This window comes from Streptomyces sp. NBC_00670 (assembly GCF_036226765.1).
GTDB lineage: Bacteria > Actinomycetota > Actinomycetes > Streptomycetales > Streptomycetaceae > Streptomyces.
Map to the genome: position 1 here is coordinate 3,230,244 of NZ_CP109017.1, position 16,994 is coordinate 3,247,237.

Here is a 16,994-nt window from a genome sequence, read left to right on the forward strand (position 1 = left end):
GGCGAAGTGCCAGCCCGTTGAGCGATGTTCAGAAGACGGACCCTGGAAGGGGGCACATGAACGGTCTCGACTGGGCCGTCCTGGTCGCGTACTTCGGTGTGATGACGGCGATCGGCGTCTGGTCCCACAAGCGCGTGGACAACGTGAGCGACTTCTTCACCGCGGGCGGCCGGATGCCCTGGTGGCTCTCCGGCATCTCCCACCACATGTCCGGCTACAGCGCGGTGATGTTCACCGGCTACGCCGGCATCGCGTACACCTACGGCGTCACCTCGTACGTCACCTGGGCGCTGCCGATCGCGATCGGTGTGCTGGTCGGGGCCCGGCTGTTCGCGCCCCGGCTGAACCGGCTGCGCTCCCGGCTGCACGTGGCCTCGCCGCTCGAGTACCTCAAGGACCGCTACAACGTGCCGACGCAGCAGGCACTGGCCTGGTCCGGCATCCTGCTGAAGATCGTGGACGTGGGCGCCAAGTGGGCCGCGATCGCGACCCTGTTGAGCGTCTTCACCGGCGTCACCCTCACCCAGGGCATCATCATCACCGGCGGCATCACGGCCGTGTACTGCACGATCGGCGGGCTGTGGGCGGACGCGCTGACCGAGCTCGGGCAGTTCGTCATCCAGGTGCTGGCCGGCCTCGCCATGCTGGTGATCGCGCTGCACGAGATAGCGAAGCAGGGCGGTCTGGGCGACGCGCTGGACTCGCCGAAGCTGCACGGGCACGGGGACGGCTTCGCCGGGCCGTACCTCACCGTCTTCTTCATCGCGTACCTGTTCATCAAGCTGTTCGAGTACAACGGCGGCATGTGGAACCAGGCGCAGCGCTACATGGCCACGGGCGATGCGCGGATGGCACGGAAGTCGGCGTATCTGTCGGCCACGCTGTGGTTCGTGTGGCCGGTGATCCTGTTCACGCCGATGTGGCTGTCGCCGCTGCTGGTGACCGCGCAGAAGCCGGACGGCTCCGACTCCTACGGGCTGATGGCCGAACAGCTGCTGCCGCACGGGCTGTTGGGCCTGGTGGTCGTCGGGTTCTTCTCGCACACCATGGCGATGTGCTCCTCCGATGCGAACGCGATCGCGGCGGTGTTCACGCGGGACGTGATGCCGGTGCTGTCGCGGGCGGCGCGGGCGTGGGACTCGCGGGCCGGGCTGATCGCCGGGCGCGTGACGACGCTGGCGTTCCTCGGGCTGTCCATGGCGGTGGCGACGCAGGTGAACTCGCCGACGTTCAAGGACATCATCACGGTCGTCATCAAGTGGGTGGCCGGACTGATGGGCCCGATCGCGATCCCGTTCATCCTCGGCCTGCTGCGGCCGTTCCGCCGCTCCGGCCCGACGGCGGCCCTGACGAGCTGGGCGGCGGGGCTGCTGGCGTTCTTCTTCGTCAACTACAACCTGGACTTCTCGCAGCGCACGGACGTACGCCTCGAGTACCAGGTGGCGGTGCCGATGGTGATCTCCCTGGTGCTGTACGTGGGACTCGGGTTCCTGCGGGCGGAGGACACACCGGAGCGGGTGGCGGTCATCGAAACGCTGAACACGGACGGCGGCGGCGCGGAGGCCGCCGCGCCGGCCCCGGCGGAGCCGGCGGAACCGCCCGAGGGCAAGCCGGCCCTGGACTCGACGGTGCGGGACTGAGCGTGCGGCGGGGATTCTCTTCGCCCCCGCCGCCCCTGCCCATTCCCGTCCCCGGGGGCAAGCCCCCGGACCCCCGAAGGATGCGCAGTTTCCCGCGCCCCTGATCAGGGGCGCGGGGAACTGCGCGATCTGATGGGCGGGGGCGAGAACACTTCCTCACGCCCGCGGATAGCGGGACAGCCAGCCCGGGGCCGCCCCCGTTGGTGTGTGCAGGGACGGGCCCTGGGTCATTTCCATGGCGAAGTCGTCCGCGAGGACGAGCATGGTCGGGCGGCCCTCCAGTTCCACCAGCCATGCCGGGGGCAGCGCCGTCTCGCCGTAGAGCGCGCCCAGCATGCCCCCGACCAGCGCGCCCACCGTGCCAGAGGCACCCCCGTGGCGTACCGCCAGGCGCAGTCCGTGCCGTACGTCCTCGCCCACCAGGGCGCAGTACACCGCCGCCGACAGCACCCGTTCCGCCGAGCCGCCGTCCGCCAGTTCCTCCACCCGCCCCGGCGACGGCAGCCCCTGCCGCACCGCCCCCAGTGCCCGTTGCAGCGCCTCCGCCACCGGCGCCTGCCCCGGCCGTACGGACAGCAGGTGCAGCGCGCGCTGCACCCCGGCGTCCAGGTCCTCGCCGCGCGCGAGCGCGTGCACGACGACGGCGTACGCGCCCGCCGCGAGGTACGCCGTGGGGTGCCCGTGGGTCTGGGCGGCGCACTCCAGGGCGAGTTGCAGCACGAGCTGCGGCTCCCACCCCACCAGCAGTCCGAACGGCGCGGAGCGGGCCACCGCCTCGGGGCCCACCGCCGCCGGGTTCTTGGGCGCGGCCGGGGTGCCCATCACGTCGTCGCCGAGGCCGAGCAGACAGGCCCGGGTCGGGGCGCGACGGGCGTACAGCCACTCCTCGCGGGCCAGCCAGCCGTCCTCCGTGCGCCGCAAATCCGGGCCCCAGTCCCGCTGGGTGGCCGCCCAGCGGCGGTACGCGCGGTGCAGGTCCGTCGGCGGGTGCCAGGCGCCGGTGTCCCGGCGGACCTGGGCGCGGATGAGGCCGTCCAGGGTGAACAGGGTGAGCTGGGTGAGGTGCGAGACGGTGCCGCGCCGGCCGTGGTGGACGGCGAGTTCGACGGGGCCGTCGGTGCCGTACTCCTCGTGGATGCGGGAGGTGGACAGGGCGTCGAGGGGGGTGCCGAGCGCGTCGCCGAGGGCGGCACCGAGCAGGGTTCCGCGGACCCGGCTGCGGAAGTCCTGCTGTTCGGTACGGCCCCAGACGGCACCGGCTGTCGCACCCACCCAGGCCTCCTCACGGCCACCGTCCGCATGTCCGACGAGCGGCACTGTAATCGAACGGAGACGCTGCGCTTCGGCCCACGGGTCCTCCTGCGCCACACCCCCACATCCACGGGGCGTGGCGCTTCGTAGGCCTACTCCAGCACCGGCAGCAGTTCCGGCAGATGGCCGTCCGAGGACGCGGCCGTTCGCCGGCGTTCCTCCGGGACCTCGCCGTACAGCGTGGTGCGGGGTTTGGCGGGGCGGCCGGCCGTCTCGGCGACGGCGACGAGGTCGCGTACGGACTTGTAGGAGCCGTAGGAGGAGCCCGCCATGCGGGAGATGGTCTCCTCCATCAGCGTGCCGCCGAGGTCGTTGGCGCCGGAGCGGAGCATCTCGGCGGCGCCCTCCGTGCCGAGCTTCACCCAGCTGGTCTGGATGTTGGGGATCCACGGGTGGAGCAGAAGGCGGGCCATCGCCGTCACCGCACGGTTGTCCCTCGTCGACGGGCCCGGGCGGGCGATCCCCGCCAGATAGACGGGGGCGTTGGTGTGGATGAACGGCAGGGTGACGAACTCCGTGAAGCCGCCGGTGCGTTGCTGGATGCCCGCGAGGGTGCGGAGGTGGCCGAGCCAGTGCCGGGGCTGGTCCACATGGCCGTACATCATCGTGGACGAGGACCGGATGCCGAGTTCGTGGGCCGTTTCGACGACCTCGATCCACGTTGCCGCGGGGAGCTTGCCCTTGGTGAGGATCCAGCGGACCTCGTCGTCGAGGATCTCGGCCGCCGTGCCGGGAATCGAGTCCAGACCCGCCTCCTTGGCGGCGCTCAGCCACTCCCTGATGGACATGCCGGTGCGGGTCGCGCCGTTGACGACCTCCATCGGGGAGAAGGCGTGCACGTGCATGCCGGGGACGCGCTCCTTGACCGCCCGCGCGATGTCGAAGTACGCCGTGCCGGGCAGGTCGGGGTGGATGCCGCCCTGCATGCACACCTCCACCGCGCCCACGTCCCACGCCTGTTGGGCGCGGTCGGCGACCTGGTCCAGGGAGAGGGTGTAGGCGTCGGCGTCGGTGCGGCGCTGGGCGAAGGCGCAGAAACGGCAGCCGGTGTAGCAGACGTTGGTGAAGTTGATGTTGCGGGTGACGATGTAGGTGACGTCGTCGCCGACGACGGACGCGCGGACGTCGTCGGCGATACGGCACAGGGCGTCCAGGGCCGGGCCGTCCGCGTGCAGCAGGGCGAGGGCCTCGTCGTCGGTGAGCTTCGTCGGGTCGTCGGCGGCGGTGGCGAGCGCGGCGCGGACGTCGGTGTCCAGGCGTTCGGGTGCCATGCCGGGGGCGGCGGCCTCGCGCAGGGCGCCCCAGTCGCCGTAGACCTCGTCGAAGTCGTCGCGGCGGTCGCTGGTGCGGCCCTCGGTGTCGATGGTGCGGTGCAGGTCGGTGCGGCCGGTGGCGGTGAAGGCCTCCTCGGGTTCCTGCCAGGGCAGGCCGCGCGGGAGGGCGTCCTCCCGGGCGAGCCCGGTCTCCGGGTCGGCGAGGGCGGCCACGTGCGGGCGCAGCCGGGGGTCGAGCCAGGGTTCGCCGCGGCGCACGAACTCCGGGTACACGCACAGGCGTTCCCGCAGCGTGAACCCGGCGTCGGCGGAGCGCTCGCGCAGCAGATCGATCTGCGGCCAGGGGCGCTCGGGGTTGACGTGGTCGATGGTGAGCGGCGAGACCCCGCCCCAGTCGTCGATCCCGGCGGCGATCAGCCGCTCGTACTCGCCGTCGACGAGGTTGGGCGGCGCCTGGAGGCAGGCGGCGGGACCCATGATGTGCCGGGCGACGGCGACGGTGGCGACGAGTTCGTCCAGTTCCGCGTCCGGCATCCCGCGCATCGCGGTGTCGGGCTTGGCGCGGAAGTTCTGGATGATCAGTTCCTGGATCGAGTGGTACGCGCGGGAGACGCGGCGCAGCGCGAACAGCGACTCGGCGCGCTCCTCGTACGTCTCCCCGATGCCGATGAGCAGCCCGGAGGTGAAGGGCACGGAGGAGCGGCCGGCGTCCTGAAGGACCCGCAGCCGGACGGCGGGTTCCTTGTCGGGGGAGCCGTGGTGGGGGCCGCCGGGCTCGGACCACAGGCGGGTGGCGGTGGTCTCCAGCATCATGCCCATGCTCGGGGCGACGGGCTTGAGCCGCTGGAAGTCCGTCCAGCTCAGGACGCCCGGGTTGAGGTGGGGCAGCAGCCCCGTTTCCTCCAGGATGCGGATGGAGATGGCGCGGACGTAGGCGATCGTGTCGTCGTAGCCGTGCGCGTCGAGCCACTCGCGGGCCTCGGGCCAGCGGTCCTCGGGCTTGTCGCCGAGGGTGATCAGGGCTTCCTTGCAGCCGGCGGCGGCGCCCTCGCGGGCGATGTCGAGGACCTCGTCCGGCGACATGAACATCCCGTGCCCGGCGCGGCGGAGCTTTCCGGGGACGGTGACGAAGGTGCAGTAGTGGCACTTGTCCCGGCAGAGCCGGGTGAGGGGGACGAAGACGCTCTTGGAGTAGGTGATGACCCCGGGCCGGCCGGCCGCCTCCAGCCCCGCGTCCCGCACGCGTCCGGCGGAGGCGACGAGATCGTCGAGCGCCGCGCCACGCGCCCGCAGCAGCACGGCCGCCTCGGCGACGTCGAGCGCGACGCCTTCCCGGGCGCGTTTCAGCGCGCGACGCATGGAGTTCTCGGTGGGGTACCCGGTCCCGGAGGTCGCGGAAGTCGTCATCCTTCGAGGATACGTAGGGGGTGATCAGGGGGAACGGGGGTGGCGGGGCAGGCGGGCCGGCGGAGTGCGCGGGTCACCGTACGGGTGAGCCGGGGATGCGTAGGGTGGCCGTACGGTCCCGTCCGCGTCCGCCGCCCCGAAGGAGCCGAGGATCATGACCCGTGACGTCGATCTCCGCTTCCGTCTCACCACCGCCTTCCAGCGGTACGTCGCCAATCCGCTGAGCCGGCGGATGCCGGGGCAGGTGCTGCTGGAGACCACCGGGCGGGTGTCGGGGCTGCCCCGGCGTACGCCGGTCGGGGGGCGGCGGGTGGGGGACGCGTTCTGGCTGGTGTCGGAGTTCGGGGAGCGTTCGCAGTACGTGCGGAACATCCTCGCCGACCCCCGGGTCCGGGTACGGCTGCGCGGGCGCTGGCACACCGGGACGGCGCACCCGCTGCCCGACGACGACCCCGTGGCCCGGCTGCGCACGCTGCCCCGGGGCAACAGCGGCGTCGTCCGGGCGCTGGGGACGAACCTGCTGACGGTGCGGGTGGATCTGGACGGCTGAACGGGCCGCACGCGGGGCTCCCCGCAAAGGGGTCAGTCGCCCGTCGTGCCGTCCAGCATCTCGCGCAGGATGTCCAGGTGGCCGTTGTGGCGGGCCGTCTCCTCCGTGAGGTGGAGGAGGATCCAGCGCAGGTCGACGTGGAGTCCGTCGCGGACGGGGCGCCGGGCCCGGTTGCCCAGGGCGTTGCGGGCGACCAGGTCGCGGTACCGGGCGCTCTGCTCGGCGTACTCGTCGAGCAGCTGCGGAAGCGGGAAGTCGACGGCGATCCGCATCTCGCGGTCGGGGTCCTCGTCCGTCCAGGGTCCCTGGTCCTCCTCGCCGAGGAAGACCACCTGGAACCAGTAGTACTCGACCCAGCGGAGGTGGTTGATCACCCCGCTCATGGTCATCAGCGGCGAGCCGGGCAGGAGCGCCGTGCGCGCGTGCTCCGCGGAGACCCCCTGGCACTTCGCGCGGGCCGTGTCGCGGGCGTAGTCGAGGAACGTGGTGAGCTGGGTGCGCTCGTCCCATGCGGGAGGCGTGTCGTCGATTCTGGTCATCGCGCGAAGGGTCTCCGATCCCCGGGCCCGCTGTCGAGGCATTTCCCGGCCGGGCGGAACGGCCGTCCCCCACTCGGGCCCCACGGGCTGCACTCCCCCGTGCGAACGTGTGGGGAGCGTGTGCGGGTTCGGTGGTATGCCGCACGGCGGCCTGTGATCGCGGTCTCGCACGGCTGACGCATTCGCCAAGGACAAGGCAGACTTGCCTCGTTGACATGATGTCGGTGGCGCAGGGGGGCGGAGGCGGCGATGGACGGTGGACCGCGGGTGCCGGAGCAGGGGCGGGCCGAGCGGGCGGCGGCGCTGCGCTTCGGCGTGCTCGGCCCGGTGCGTGCCTGGCGCGGCGACGAACCGCTGCCCACCGGCTCGCCCCAGCAGCGCGCCCAGCTCGCCGCGCTGCTGCTGCGCGAGGGCCGTACGGCGACCGCGTCCGAGCTGATCGACGCCCTGTGGGGCGACGAACCGCCCTCCCGCGCCCTGGCCACCATTCGCACCTACGCCTCCCGGCTGCGCAAGACGCTCGGCTCCGGGGTGCTGCACAGCGAGTCCGGCGGCTACGCGCTCAGACTGGCCGAGGGCGACGAGCTGGACCTGCTGCGCGCCCAGGAACTCGTCGCCGACGCCGAGAAGGCGCGCTCCTCCGGTGACCTGGCCCGGGCCCGCGCACTGCTCGACGAGGCGCTGGCCCTGTGGGACGGCGAATCGCTCGCGCACGTCCCGGGCCCGTACGCCGAGACCCAGCGCACCCGCCTGGAGGAGTGGCGGCTGCAGCACCTGGAGTCCCGGCTCGACATGGACCTGGAGCAGGGCCACCACGGCGAGGCCGTCTCCGAGCTCACCGCGCTGACCGCCACCCACCCGCTGCGCGAACGGCTGCGCGAGCTGCTGATGCTGGCGCTGTACCGCAGCGGCCGGCAGGCCGAGGCCCTCGCGGTCTACGCCGACACCCGGCGCCTCCTCGCGGAGGAACTCGGCGTCGACCCCCGCCCGGACCTACGCGAGCTCCAGCAGCGCATCCTGCGCGCCGACCCCGCCCTCGCCGAACCCCCCGCGCCCGCCCAGGAACCGGCCGCCGCCCCCGTACGGCCCGCCCAACTCCCGGCGACCGTCCCGGACTTCACCGGCCGCTCGTCGTTCGTCACCGAACTGGGCGAGGTGCTCGCCTCCGCCGAGGGCAACGGCCGGGTGATGGCCGTCTCCGCGCTGGCCGGCATCGGCGGCGTCGGCAAGACCACCCTCGCCGTGCACGTGGCGCACCAGGCCCGCGCCGCGTTCCCCGACGGCCAGCTCTACGTCGACCTCCAGGGCGCCGGCCCCCGCGCCGCCGAACCGGAGACCGTCCTCGGCTCCTTCCTGCGCGCGCTCGGCACCGCCGACTCCGCGATCCCCGACTCGCTCGACGAACGGGCCGCGCTGTACCGCTCGCTGCTGGACGGCCGCCGCGTCCTCGTCCTCCTGGACAACGCCCGCGACGCCGCCCAGGTCCGCCCGCTGCTGCCCGGCACCGAGGGGTGCGCGGCGCTGATCACCTCCCGCATCCGCATGGTCGACCTGGCCGGGGCGCACCTGGTCGACCTGGACGTGATGTCCCCCGAGGAGGCGCTCCAGCTCTTCACCCGGATCGTCGGCGAGGAGCGGGCGGCCGGCGAGCGGGAGGCCGCGCTCGACGTCGTCGCCGCCTGCGGCTTCCTGCCGCTCGCCATCCGCATCGCCGCCTCCCGGCTGGCCGCCCGCCGTACCTGGACGGTGTCGGTGCTGGCCGCCAAGCTGGCCGACGAGCGCCGCCGGCTGGACGAACTGCGCGCCGGCGACCTCGCCGTCAAGGCCACCTTCGAACTCGGCTACGGCGCCCTGGAGCCCGCGCAGGCCCGTGCGTTCCGGCTGCTCGGCCTGGCCGACGGCCCGGACATCTCGCTCGCCGCCGCGGCCGCCGTACTGGACCTGCCGGTTGACGAGACGGAGGACCTGCTGGAGTCCCTCGTCGACATGTCCCTGCTGGAGTCGGCCGCGCCCGGCCGCTACCGCTACCACGACCTCGTACGGCTCTACGCGCGTTCCTGCGCCGAACGCGACGAGCACACGCCGGGCGAGCGGGCCGCCGCGCTCTCCCGGCTGCTCGACTTCTACCTGGCCACGGTCGCGGGCGGGTACGCCATCGAGCGGCCCGGGGACCGGCTCGTGGACCACCTGGAGCGGGCCGCCTACCCGGGGCTGACCTTCTCCGACCGGCACGCGGCGCAGGACTGGCTGTACGCGGAGGCCGTCTGCCTGCTGGCCTGCGTACGGCAGTCCGCGCGCCCCGGCACCCTGCGCCGCGCCGCCGACGTGCTGTGGGCGGCGGTCGACCTGGCCGAGTCGGGCGCCAACTCCCGCGAGTACAATGCGGTCGCCGCGCTGCTGCGGGACGTCGCCGAGGAGACCCGGGACGCGCGCACCCAGGCCCGGGCGCTGACCGCGCTGGCGTTCGTCCACCACATCTCCGGCAGCCGCTTCGACGTGGCGGTGGAGGAGGCCCGGCGCGCCACCGAGCTGGCCGAGGCCGCCGGGGACCCGCTCACCTGCTGCTGGTCGTCGAACATCAGCGGCGTCGTCGCGCTCTACCAGAACCGCCACGACGACGGCGAGGAGCACTTCACCCGCGCCATCGAGAGCTTCCGCGCGCTCGGCGACCGGCCCGGCGAGGCGAGCGCCCTGTGCAACCTCTCCCGCATCCACCTGGCCACCGGCCGCACCGGCAGCGCGGTCGCGCTGGCCCGCCAGGGCACGGCGATGTACGACGACATGGGACACGCCCTCAAGGGCGCCAACGGCCGCTACGCGCTGGGCCTCGCGCTCACCGCGAGCGGCAAGCTGGTGGAGGCGACGGACTGCCTCCAGCAGGCGCTGCTGGTCTTCCGGGACTCCCGGCAGCGGCTGTGGGAGGGCATGACCCTTTTCCGGCTCGCCGAACTCGACCTCACCGCCCGCCGTCCCGCCCAGGCCGCCTCGAACGCCGAGATGGCGCTGACGCTGCTGCGCGGCATCGGCGGCGACTGGCGGCGCGGCAACGTCCTGACCGCCCTCGGACGCGCGCTGCACGGCATAGGGCAGCACGGCCGCGCCCAGGTCTGCTGGCGCGAGGCGCTGGACCTGTTCGAGGCGCTGGGCGCGCCGGAGGCGGACGAGGTGCGGACGCTGCTGAACCCGGCGTCGGTCGCGTGAGCGGGGCGTCCGCCGGGTCCGGCGGGGGCCGGCTGCGGACGTTCATCGTTCGTTTATCGCCGTACGGCACTCTCGACATGTCGAGCCGTCGCGTCGGGGGGCAGGCGGACCGGCGAGTGGCCGGGCACTCATGGTGAACCGGCCAGGCGGGAGCCGTCCGGCAGTCCACGGGGGAGTTGCCGGGCGGATCCCGCCCTCCACCGCAAGGTCGTTCCGGAAGATTCAGGGGAGGAACTCGAGATGAGCGACGAGAACACCACGGACAACGTCCACGCCACCGGCGAGCCGGTCGCCGAGCCGCAGGGCAACGTGCACGCGACGGGCGAGCCCGTGGCCGCGAAGAACGTCCACGCCACGATCGAGCCGGCGAAGCTCGGCGACACCGGCGAGGCGTCGACGGACAACGTCCACGCCACGGACGAGCCGGTCTGACCGGACCTCTCCCGCACGGGGGACCGGCCGCGGCGGGCGCGGGGGGGAGCGCCACCGCGGCCGGGCACAACAGGGCCCCACGGGGAGGGCCCACACGGGGATCGGCCCCGGCGTCTGGGGAGACGCCGGGGCCGAGGTGTGTCCGCGGGACGGTGGGTCAGGCGGTGGGTCAGGAGGCTTCCGACGCCTGCGGTTCGGGGTCGCACTCCTCGATCTCGGCGGCGAAGGAGTCGTCGCTGGGTCGCACCTTCGCGGTGACCGTGCCGTTGGCCGGCACCTCGACGTCCTTGCGCACGGTGTCGAGTTCGTAGTCCAGGTCGGCCTTGAAGACGACGGTGACGGTGAACGTGCCCTTCGTACCGTTGGGGTTGGTCACCCGGACCTTGGTGTACGGCCTGCTCGTGGTCGCGCAGTCGACCAGTTCCACGGTGGCGTCGTCGAGGGCGGACGCCGTGCTGCTGCCGCTGCCGTCGCCGTAGTAGTCGTCGTCGTTGTCGTCGTACGGGTCCCGGTCCCGGTACCCACCGGAACTGCCGCCGTACGAGTCGTCGCTGTCGTCGTCGCTGCTGTGGTAGCTGCTGTCGTGATCCTGACTGGAGCTGCTGCAACCGCCGCCGCTTCCGCCGTGCCCGTGCCCACCGTGCCCCCGGCTCGAAAAGCCGGTCAGGGCGAGAACGACGAGCGTCGAGACAGCGGTCAGCCTGAGTGTGGTCCCCCGTATACGCATGGGGCCACCCTAGGCGCTTGTAAGGGGCGCGGGACAGTGACATTGTGCGGCTCCGCCGCGCGGGCGCGATCAACCACAACACACCCGCACCCGCGCACCTGGGCACACCCCCGAGCTATGAGGCGCCCCCAGCCGACGGCACGTCAAACCCACCCCAGCCGACGGCACGTCACCCCGTACGCGCCGTACCGGTCCCCTTCTCCGCGTCCAACGCGTACACGCACCGGTCCTTGCTGCACGCGTACACCACCCCGTCCCGCACCACCGGCGACCCCGTGATCTCCCCGCCCGTCGCCAGCTTCCACCGCAGCCGGCCGTCGTCGGCCTTGAGCGTGTACAGCAGGTGGTCCGTGGAGCCGAAGTGGACGCGGCCCTCCGCGACCACCGGCGCGCCCACGATGTCGCCGCCCGCCTGGAACCGCCACTTCGGCGTGCCGGTCACCGCGTCCAGCGTGTAGAGCCCCTTGCCGCTGCCGACGTGCACATGGCCGCCGGCCACCAGCACGGGCTCGATCGAGGCCCGCGCCTCCGTGGCGATCCGCCAGCGGTCGCGGCCGTCGGTGGCGTCGAGGGCGTAGACCGTGCCGAGGTAGTCGGCGAGGTAGACGCCGCCGCCGATGACCGCCGGTCCGGGCACGAACACCGGCGGGCACAGGAAGACCGCGGGCGCCTCGAAGTGCCAGCGCACATGCCCGCCGGCCACGTCGATGGCCATGACACGCGTGCCGGCCGAGACGTACACGAAGCCGTCGGATGCGTGGGTGAGCCGTACCGGCACTCCCCCGCAGGACGCGGCGTCGCCGATCGGGTACGACCAGCGCTCCTCGCCCGTACGGGCCTCGAGGGCGCGCAGCCGGGCGTCCTTCCAGACGTACACCGTGCCGTCGTGGACGGCGGGGCCCGCCTCGGGGGCCTCGAAGTCGGTCTGGGCGCCGGCCAGCTCCCACAGCTTCTGCCCGGTGGACGCCTCCCACGCCTGGACGCCGCCGCCGCGGGTGCCGGTGACGACCGTGCCGCGGTCGGCCTGGAGCGAGTAGACCCAGGCGTCGGTGGAGACCCGCCACAGGTCGCCGCCCTCGCGGGCGTCGAGCGCGACGAGCGTCGGCCCGTCGGAGGCGTGGATGCGGCCGTCGGCGACCGTCATCGACCAGGCGACGTCGCGCGTCTTGAAGCGGCGGCGGCCGGTGGCGACGTCGAGCGCGTGCACCTCGAAGGAGGTGACGTAGACGAGGTCGCCGGCGACGGAGGGGGTGCCCCACACGTCGTTGGACATGCGGAAACGCCAGGGCCGCCAGCCGGCGGGCGCGGCCTCCGGCGGGGCGGGCGGGGCGGCCGTCGGGGCCGGGTCGGCGCCGTTGACGCCGGGGCGCGGCCTGGACCAGCTGGCGGTGAGCGCGGACTCCGGCGGCAGCGGCTTGATCGCGGTGGCGCGCATGTCGGCGACACGGGGCCCGGGCCCGATCGGCACCGGGACGCCCGCGAGCCGCACCGGACCGGTGTCGGGCGCACCGCCGGGTCCGGGGCCGGGGGCGGTCGCCGGCAGCGGCATGGGCACCGGGTCGTGCGAGGGCGGGGGCGGCACCACGGGGGCGGCCGGTCCGCCGCGCGGGGCGGGCGGTGCCGGGGGCCGTACCGTCGTCCGTCCGCCGCGCCGGGTCTCTATCAGGCCGACGGCCGACTCCGGGAGCCACGCCGAGGCCGTGCCGCTGTCGTCGGTGCCCGCGCCGAACAGATGGGGCGCGAGCTGGGCCTGGAGGTCGGCGGGGTTGGGGCGGGCGGTGGGCTCCATCCGCATGCAGGACTCGATGAGCGGGCGCAGCTCGTCGGGGAGCCCGGACAGGTCCGGGCCCTCGCGCAGCAGCATGAAGACCGTCTCGACCGGGTTGGCGCCGTGGAAGGGCGGGTGGCCGGTGGCGGCGAAGACCAGCATCGAGCCGAGCGAGAAGACGTCGCTCGCGCCGGTGACGCTGCGGGAGTCCTTGGCCTGCTCGGGCGACATGTAGGCGGGGGTGCCGACGGCGACGTTCGTCATCGTCAAACGTGTGTTCGAAACGCCGGAGGCGATGCCGAAGTCGATGACCCGGGGGCCGTCCTCGACGACGAGGACGTTCGACGGCTTCAGGTCGCGGTGGACCAGTCCGGCGCCGTGGATCGACTGGAGCGCCTCGGCGACACCGGCGGCCAGCCAGCGCACCGCCTGGGCGGGCAGCGGCCCGCAGTCGTTCACTATCTCCTCGAGCGAGGGCGCCGGCACGTACGCGGTGGCCAGCCAGGGCACCGCGGCGCGCGGGTCGGCGTCGACCACGGCGGCCGTGTAGAAGCCGGAGACCGCGCGGGCCGCCTCCACCTCGCGGGTGAAGCGCACGCGGAAGAGCTGGTCCTCGGCCAGCTCCGTGCGCACCGTCTTGATCGCCACGCGGCGCCCGGACGCCGAGCGCGCGAGATAGACCAGCCCCATGCCGCCCGCGCCCAGCCGTCCGAGTACCTCGAACGGCCCGATACGCCGCGGATCGTGCTGCGTCAGCTGATCCACCACTTGCCTGCCACCTCCCCGTACGGCCCGCGTGACCCTCGTCCAGTACGCGACCCCGTGCAGCGTCTCACCACCGCACCGCCATGGCGGCACGCACCCCGATTCTTCCTGTCCGGAGCCCCTGAGGCGAACCCGCGGGCGGAACGGGGTGTTGTCGGACAAAAGGGCCGGGCGCGGCCCCGCGGGCGCGTCCGGTGAACGTCGGGGGGCGCCCTACCGTTCCAGCAGGGCGAAGGAGGCGCCCTGATTGTCCGTGACGACCGCCACCGTGCCGTACGACGTCCCGAACGGGCCGGCCTGGGTGCGGCCGCCCAGACGGTGGACGCCGGCGAGCGTCTTCTCCACGTCGCCGACGCCGAAGTGGACGAGGAAGTGCGGCGGCATCTCGGGCGGGAACACGTCGGCGACGGCGGCCCGGCCGAAGTCGGGGGCGGCGCCGGGGCCGAACAGGGCGTCGTGGAAGAGGCCGGCGTAGAAGTCGTTCGCGGCGCCGGTGTCCCGGGTGTACAGCTCGGCCCAGGTGAACGTGCCGGGCTCGTGCCGGCGGGCGAACCCGGCGTGCGTGCCGGGCTGCCAGAGCCCGAAGACGGCTCCCTCGGGGTCGGCGACGAGCGCCATGACGCCGAGCGTGTCCACCGCGCTCGGCCCGGTGATCACCTGGCCGCCGGCCGAGCGGACGCGCCCGGTGAGGGCGGAGAGGTCGGGGGCGGCGAAGTACACGGTCCACACGGTCGGCATCCGCCCGTCCCCCTTGGGCACGAGCGCGGCGACGGAGTCACCGTCCCGGCAGGCCCACACCGCGCCGTCGGGGGCCGCCTCGAAGCTCCACCCGAAGAGCTCCCCGTAGAACCGCCGCCCGGCCTCCACGTCGGAGAGCTGCACTTCGATCCAGCAGGGAACGCCTTCGGCGAAGGCGGGACCGGCCTCGGCGTCCCGCGCGTCGGTGCCGGCCTCGTCGTTGTCGGGCGCCCCCGTGTCCGGCGCCTCCGCGGCGGTGTCCCTGTCGTCGGTGGGGGGCGGGTTTTCGGCCATGTGGTGAACGTAGCCGCGTGGGCGCCGGCTCGCGCGCGGGGTTGCTCCGGGGCGGCTCCCACCCGGCCGCGCGAGCCCGGAAAAAGGGGGTCGCGAGGACCGCACTCCCCATTTGCAGTCGGCCGAATCGCGCTCCGATCACCCCTCGGTAAGCTGACGACATGACAGGACAAGTGCGTACCGTCGACGGCCGCGTGGCCGGTCGGCGCGGGCAGGCGACGCGGCAGAAACTGCTCGACTGCCTCGGTGAGATGCTCAGTTCCTCGCCCTACCGGGACGTCAAGGTCATCGACGTCGCACGGAAGGCGGGCACGTCACCCGCGACCTTCTACCAGTACTTTCCGGACGTCGAAGGCGCCGTCCTGGAGATCGCCGAGCGTATGGCCGGCGAGAGCGCGGTGCTGGGCGAGCTGGTCGAGGGACGCTCCTGGGTGGGCCGCTCCGGCTGGGGAACCGCCCAGGAATTCGTCGACGGCTTCCTCGACTTCTGGCGCAAAAACGACGCCATCCTCCGGGTGGTGGAGCTCGGTGCCGCGGAAGGGGATAAACGTTTCCACAAGATCAGATCGAAGACCCTCAACACGCTGCACGGCTCGCTCTCGGAAGCGATTGCCGAACTCCAGTCCAAGGGCCGCGTCGACAAGGACGTCAGCCCCGCGGCGATGGCCGGCTCGATCGTGACGATGCTCGCGGCGGTCGCCTCGCACCAGAAGGGCCCCCAGTCCTTCGGCATCAAGGCCGCCGAACTGCGGCCCAACCTCGCCCTGTTGGTCTACCTGGGCGTCACCGGCAAGAAGCCGACGAAGTAGGACGCGGGCAAGGCGGGACCAAGAGCGGCAACACCCCGCCCGGCAGCACCGTCCGGACGTCCGAGTCCTGTCATGCGGACGGCCGGACGGACGACCGCCGAGGTCGCCCGGGCAACCGGCGGCTCAGCGCTCCACCGTGATCCTCGCCGTGTCGTTCCCCGGCCGCGGATCGCGTCGGTCGAGGGCCGTCTTCCCCGGCCGCAGCGCCACCGTGCCCTCCCCCGCCCGGTCCAGGTCGAGCGTGAAGTCGAAGGTGCGGCTCTTCCCCGGTCGCAGGCTGCCCACCTCGCACACGTACGTGCCCCGCTCCCGCTCGCAGTACGGCTCGTAGTAGTCCTCGTCGAGCGCCTCCATGGGCTGCTCGCGGACGACCGCCCCCGGCGGCGGCGTGAACACCAGCCGCACCCCGGAGCCCGGGTCGCTGGGCCCGTCGTCGTGCACCGTGAGGTGGATCTTCCGCCCCTTGCCGACGTCCGTCCGCACCGCCTCGACCCGGAAGTCGGACGTCGTGTCCAGCGTCACTGCCGTCGAGACCGTCCCCTGCGCGAACGCACCGCCCGCCTTCGGTGTCCGCACGGCCTCCAGACGCGGCCCTTCGCCCTTCTCGCCCCCGTCCGGCACCGTCTCGTTCTTGTCCGGTCCCACGTCCAGCGGCCACACCGCACGGCTGAACGACGCGCTCATCGCGGTGTCCGAGGCCCGCAGCCGCAGCGCCGGGCCGAGCGTGACCGTCTCGCCGGGCTCGATCCGCACGTCGGGCAGCTCGCAGAGGGCCACGTGGGCGTGGTACTGCGCCGGATAGCGGCAGTTGGCGTACCGGCGCCGCAGTTCGAACTCGCCCGCGCTCAGCTTCACCCCCAGTCCGCGCACGGGCACCTCCCCGGTGTTGCGCACCACGAGGGCGGCGGTGAGGTCCCCGCCCGGCGAGACGTCCTCGTAGGGCGCGGACTTGCGCACCTGCACCACCGGTTCGCCGACGACCACACGGGTGCGGGTGGTGTGCTTCGTGCCGTCCTCGGTGGTGAAGGTGAACCGCACGACCCCGCCCTCCCCCGGCTCGCTGCCCTTGGCGGCGACGGGGCGGACGCGGTCGAGCGCCGACCAGCTGTCGTACTCGGCGTCCACCCGGCACACCACCCGCCGCGCGCTCCCGGAGCAGCGCGGCCCGCTGTGGCTCATCCCGGTGATCTTCAGCCGTACGGCACCGCCCGCGTCGCTCGCGTCCACGGTGAGCCGGTGGCCGTACGTGCCGTAGGGGTCGTGGGACTCGGCGTCGCGGGCCGAGACGTGGAAGGGGGTGCGGTTGGCCGCGCCGGCCTTGTCGCCGTACGGGCGCAGATAGAACAGGTCGGGGGCGCTCACGAACGTGGTGGGGCCGCGGTCGGTGTCCGCCGCCGCGCAGCCGGTGACCCCGCCCGCCAGGAGCAGTGACCCGCCCAGCGCCACACCCGCCGTACGCCACGCCCTCGTCGCCACCACGTCTCCCTCGCCGTCGCCCTCGCCCGTCACCGGGTCCCCCGCTGTTCGTCCCAGTGATAC

Annotated in this window: 12 protein-coding genes; 5 read left to right on the top strand and 7 right to left on the bottom strand. The window is 73.3% G+C overall.

What is annotated here, in order from left to right:
* Positions 1-56 precede the first annotated feature (56 nt).
* Complete coding sequence (locus tag OIE12_RS14320; RefSeq protein ID WP_329135348.1) at positions 57-1,640, top strand: sodium:solute symporter family protein; 1,584 nt, start codon at positions 57-59, stop codon at positions 1,638-1,640.
* A 156-nt stretch (positions 1,641-1,796) separates the two neighbouring features.
* Here OIE12_RS14320 and OIE12_RS14325 read toward each other — a convergent pair whose 3' ends face one another.
* Both OIE12_RS14325 and OIE12_RS14330 read right to left on the bottom strand, forming a co-directional pair.
* Positions 1,797-2,912 carry an ADP-ribosylglycohydrolase family protein gene (locus OIE12_RS14325; RefSeq protein WP_329135350.1) on the bottom strand — a complete coding sequence of 372 codons (1,116 nt, stop codon included), beginning with the start codon at positions 2,910-2,912 and terminating at the stop codon, positions 1,797-1,799.
* A 131-nt stretch (positions 2,913-3,043) separates the two neighbouring features.
* Positions 3,044-5,632 carry a bifunctional FO biosynthesis protein CofGH gene (locus OIE12_RS14330; protein WP_329135352.1) on the bottom strand — a complete coding sequence of 863 codons (2,589 nt, stop codon included), beginning with the start codon at positions 5,630-5,632 and terminating at the stop codon, positions 3,044-3,046.
* Positions 5,633-5,786: 154 nt separating this feature from the next.
* On the opposite strand from OIE12_RS14330, the gene OIE12_RS14335 reads away from it, so the two are divergent.
* Positions 5,787-6,182, top strand: a complete 396-nt coding sequence (locus tag OIE12_RS14335; RefSeq protein WP_329135354.1) for a nitroreductase/quinone reductase family protein — start codon at positions 5,787-5,789, stop codon at positions 6,180-6,182.
* A gap of 32 nt (positions 6,183-6,214) precedes the next feature.
* On the opposite strand, the gene OIE12_RS14340 is transcribed toward OIE12_RS14335, so the two are convergent.
* Entirely contained in the window at positions 6,215-6,721 is a 507-nt protein-coding gene (locus OIE12_RS14340; RefSeq protein WP_329135356.1) for a DinB family protein, read from the bottom strand.
* 249 nt (positions 6,722-6,970) lie between these two features.
* Between OIE12_RS14340 and OIE12_RS14345 the strand changes: the two genes are divergently transcribed.
* Positions 6,971-9,922, top strand: coding sequence for an AfsR/SARP family transcriptional regulator (locus OIE12_RS14345; RefSeq protein ID WP_329135358.1), 2,952 nt, complete (start codon positions 6,971-6,973; stop codon positions 9,920-9,922).
* A 240-nt stretch (positions 9,923-10,162) separates the two neighbouring features.
* Positions 10,163-10,354, top strand: coding sequence for a hypothetical protein (locus OIE12_RS14350; RefSeq protein WP_030380389.1), 192 nt, complete (start codon positions 10,163-10,165; stop codon positions 10,352-10,354).
* Positions 10,355-10,523: 169 nt separating this feature from the next.
* On the opposite strand, the gene OIE12_RS14355 is transcribed toward OIE12_RS14350, so the two are convergent.
* The 3 genes from OIE12_RS14355 to OIE12_RS14365 all read right to left on the bottom strand — a co-directional run bounded on the left by OIE12_RS14355 (position 10,524) and on the right by OIE12_RS14365 (position 14,646).
* Positions 10,524-11,081 carry a hypothetical protein gene (locus tag OIE12_RS14355; protein ID WP_329135360.1) on the bottom strand — a complete coding sequence of 186 codons (558 nt, stop codon included), beginning with the start codon at positions 11,079-11,081 and terminating at the stop codon, positions 10,524-10,526.
* A 169-nt stretch (positions 11,082-11,250) separates the two neighbouring features.
* Positions 11,251-13,617, bottom strand: coding sequence for a serine/threonine-protein kinase (locus tag OIE12_RS14360; protein ID WP_329135362.1), 2,367 nt, complete (start codon positions 13,615-13,617; stop codon positions 11,251-11,253).
* A gap of 210 nt (positions 13,618-13,827) precedes the next feature.
* Positions 13,828-14,646, bottom strand: coding sequence for a VOC family protein (locus tag OIE12_RS14365; protein WP_443053823.1), 819 nt, complete (start codon positions 14,644-14,646; stop codon positions 13,828-13,830).
* Between the two features lie 161 nt (positions 14,647-14,807).
* Between OIE12_RS14365 and OIE12_RS14370 the strand changes: the two genes are divergently transcribed.
* Positions 14,808-15,455: a TetR family transcriptional regulator gene (locus tag OIE12_RS14370; RefSeq protein WP_329135364.1), complete on the top strand. Its 648-nt coding sequence runs from the start codon at positions 14,808-14,810 to the stop codon at positions 15,453-15,455.
* A gap of 123 nt (positions 15,456-15,578) precedes the next feature.
* Here OIE12_RS14370 and OIE12_RS14375 read toward each other — a convergent pair whose 3' ends face one another.
* A complete protein-coding gene (locus tag OIE12_RS14375; protein ID WP_329135366.1) occupies positions 15,579-16,931 on the bottom strand; it encodes a hypothetical protein in 1,353 nt (450 codons plus the stop codon).
* Positions 16,932-16,994 lie beyond the last annotated feature (63 nt).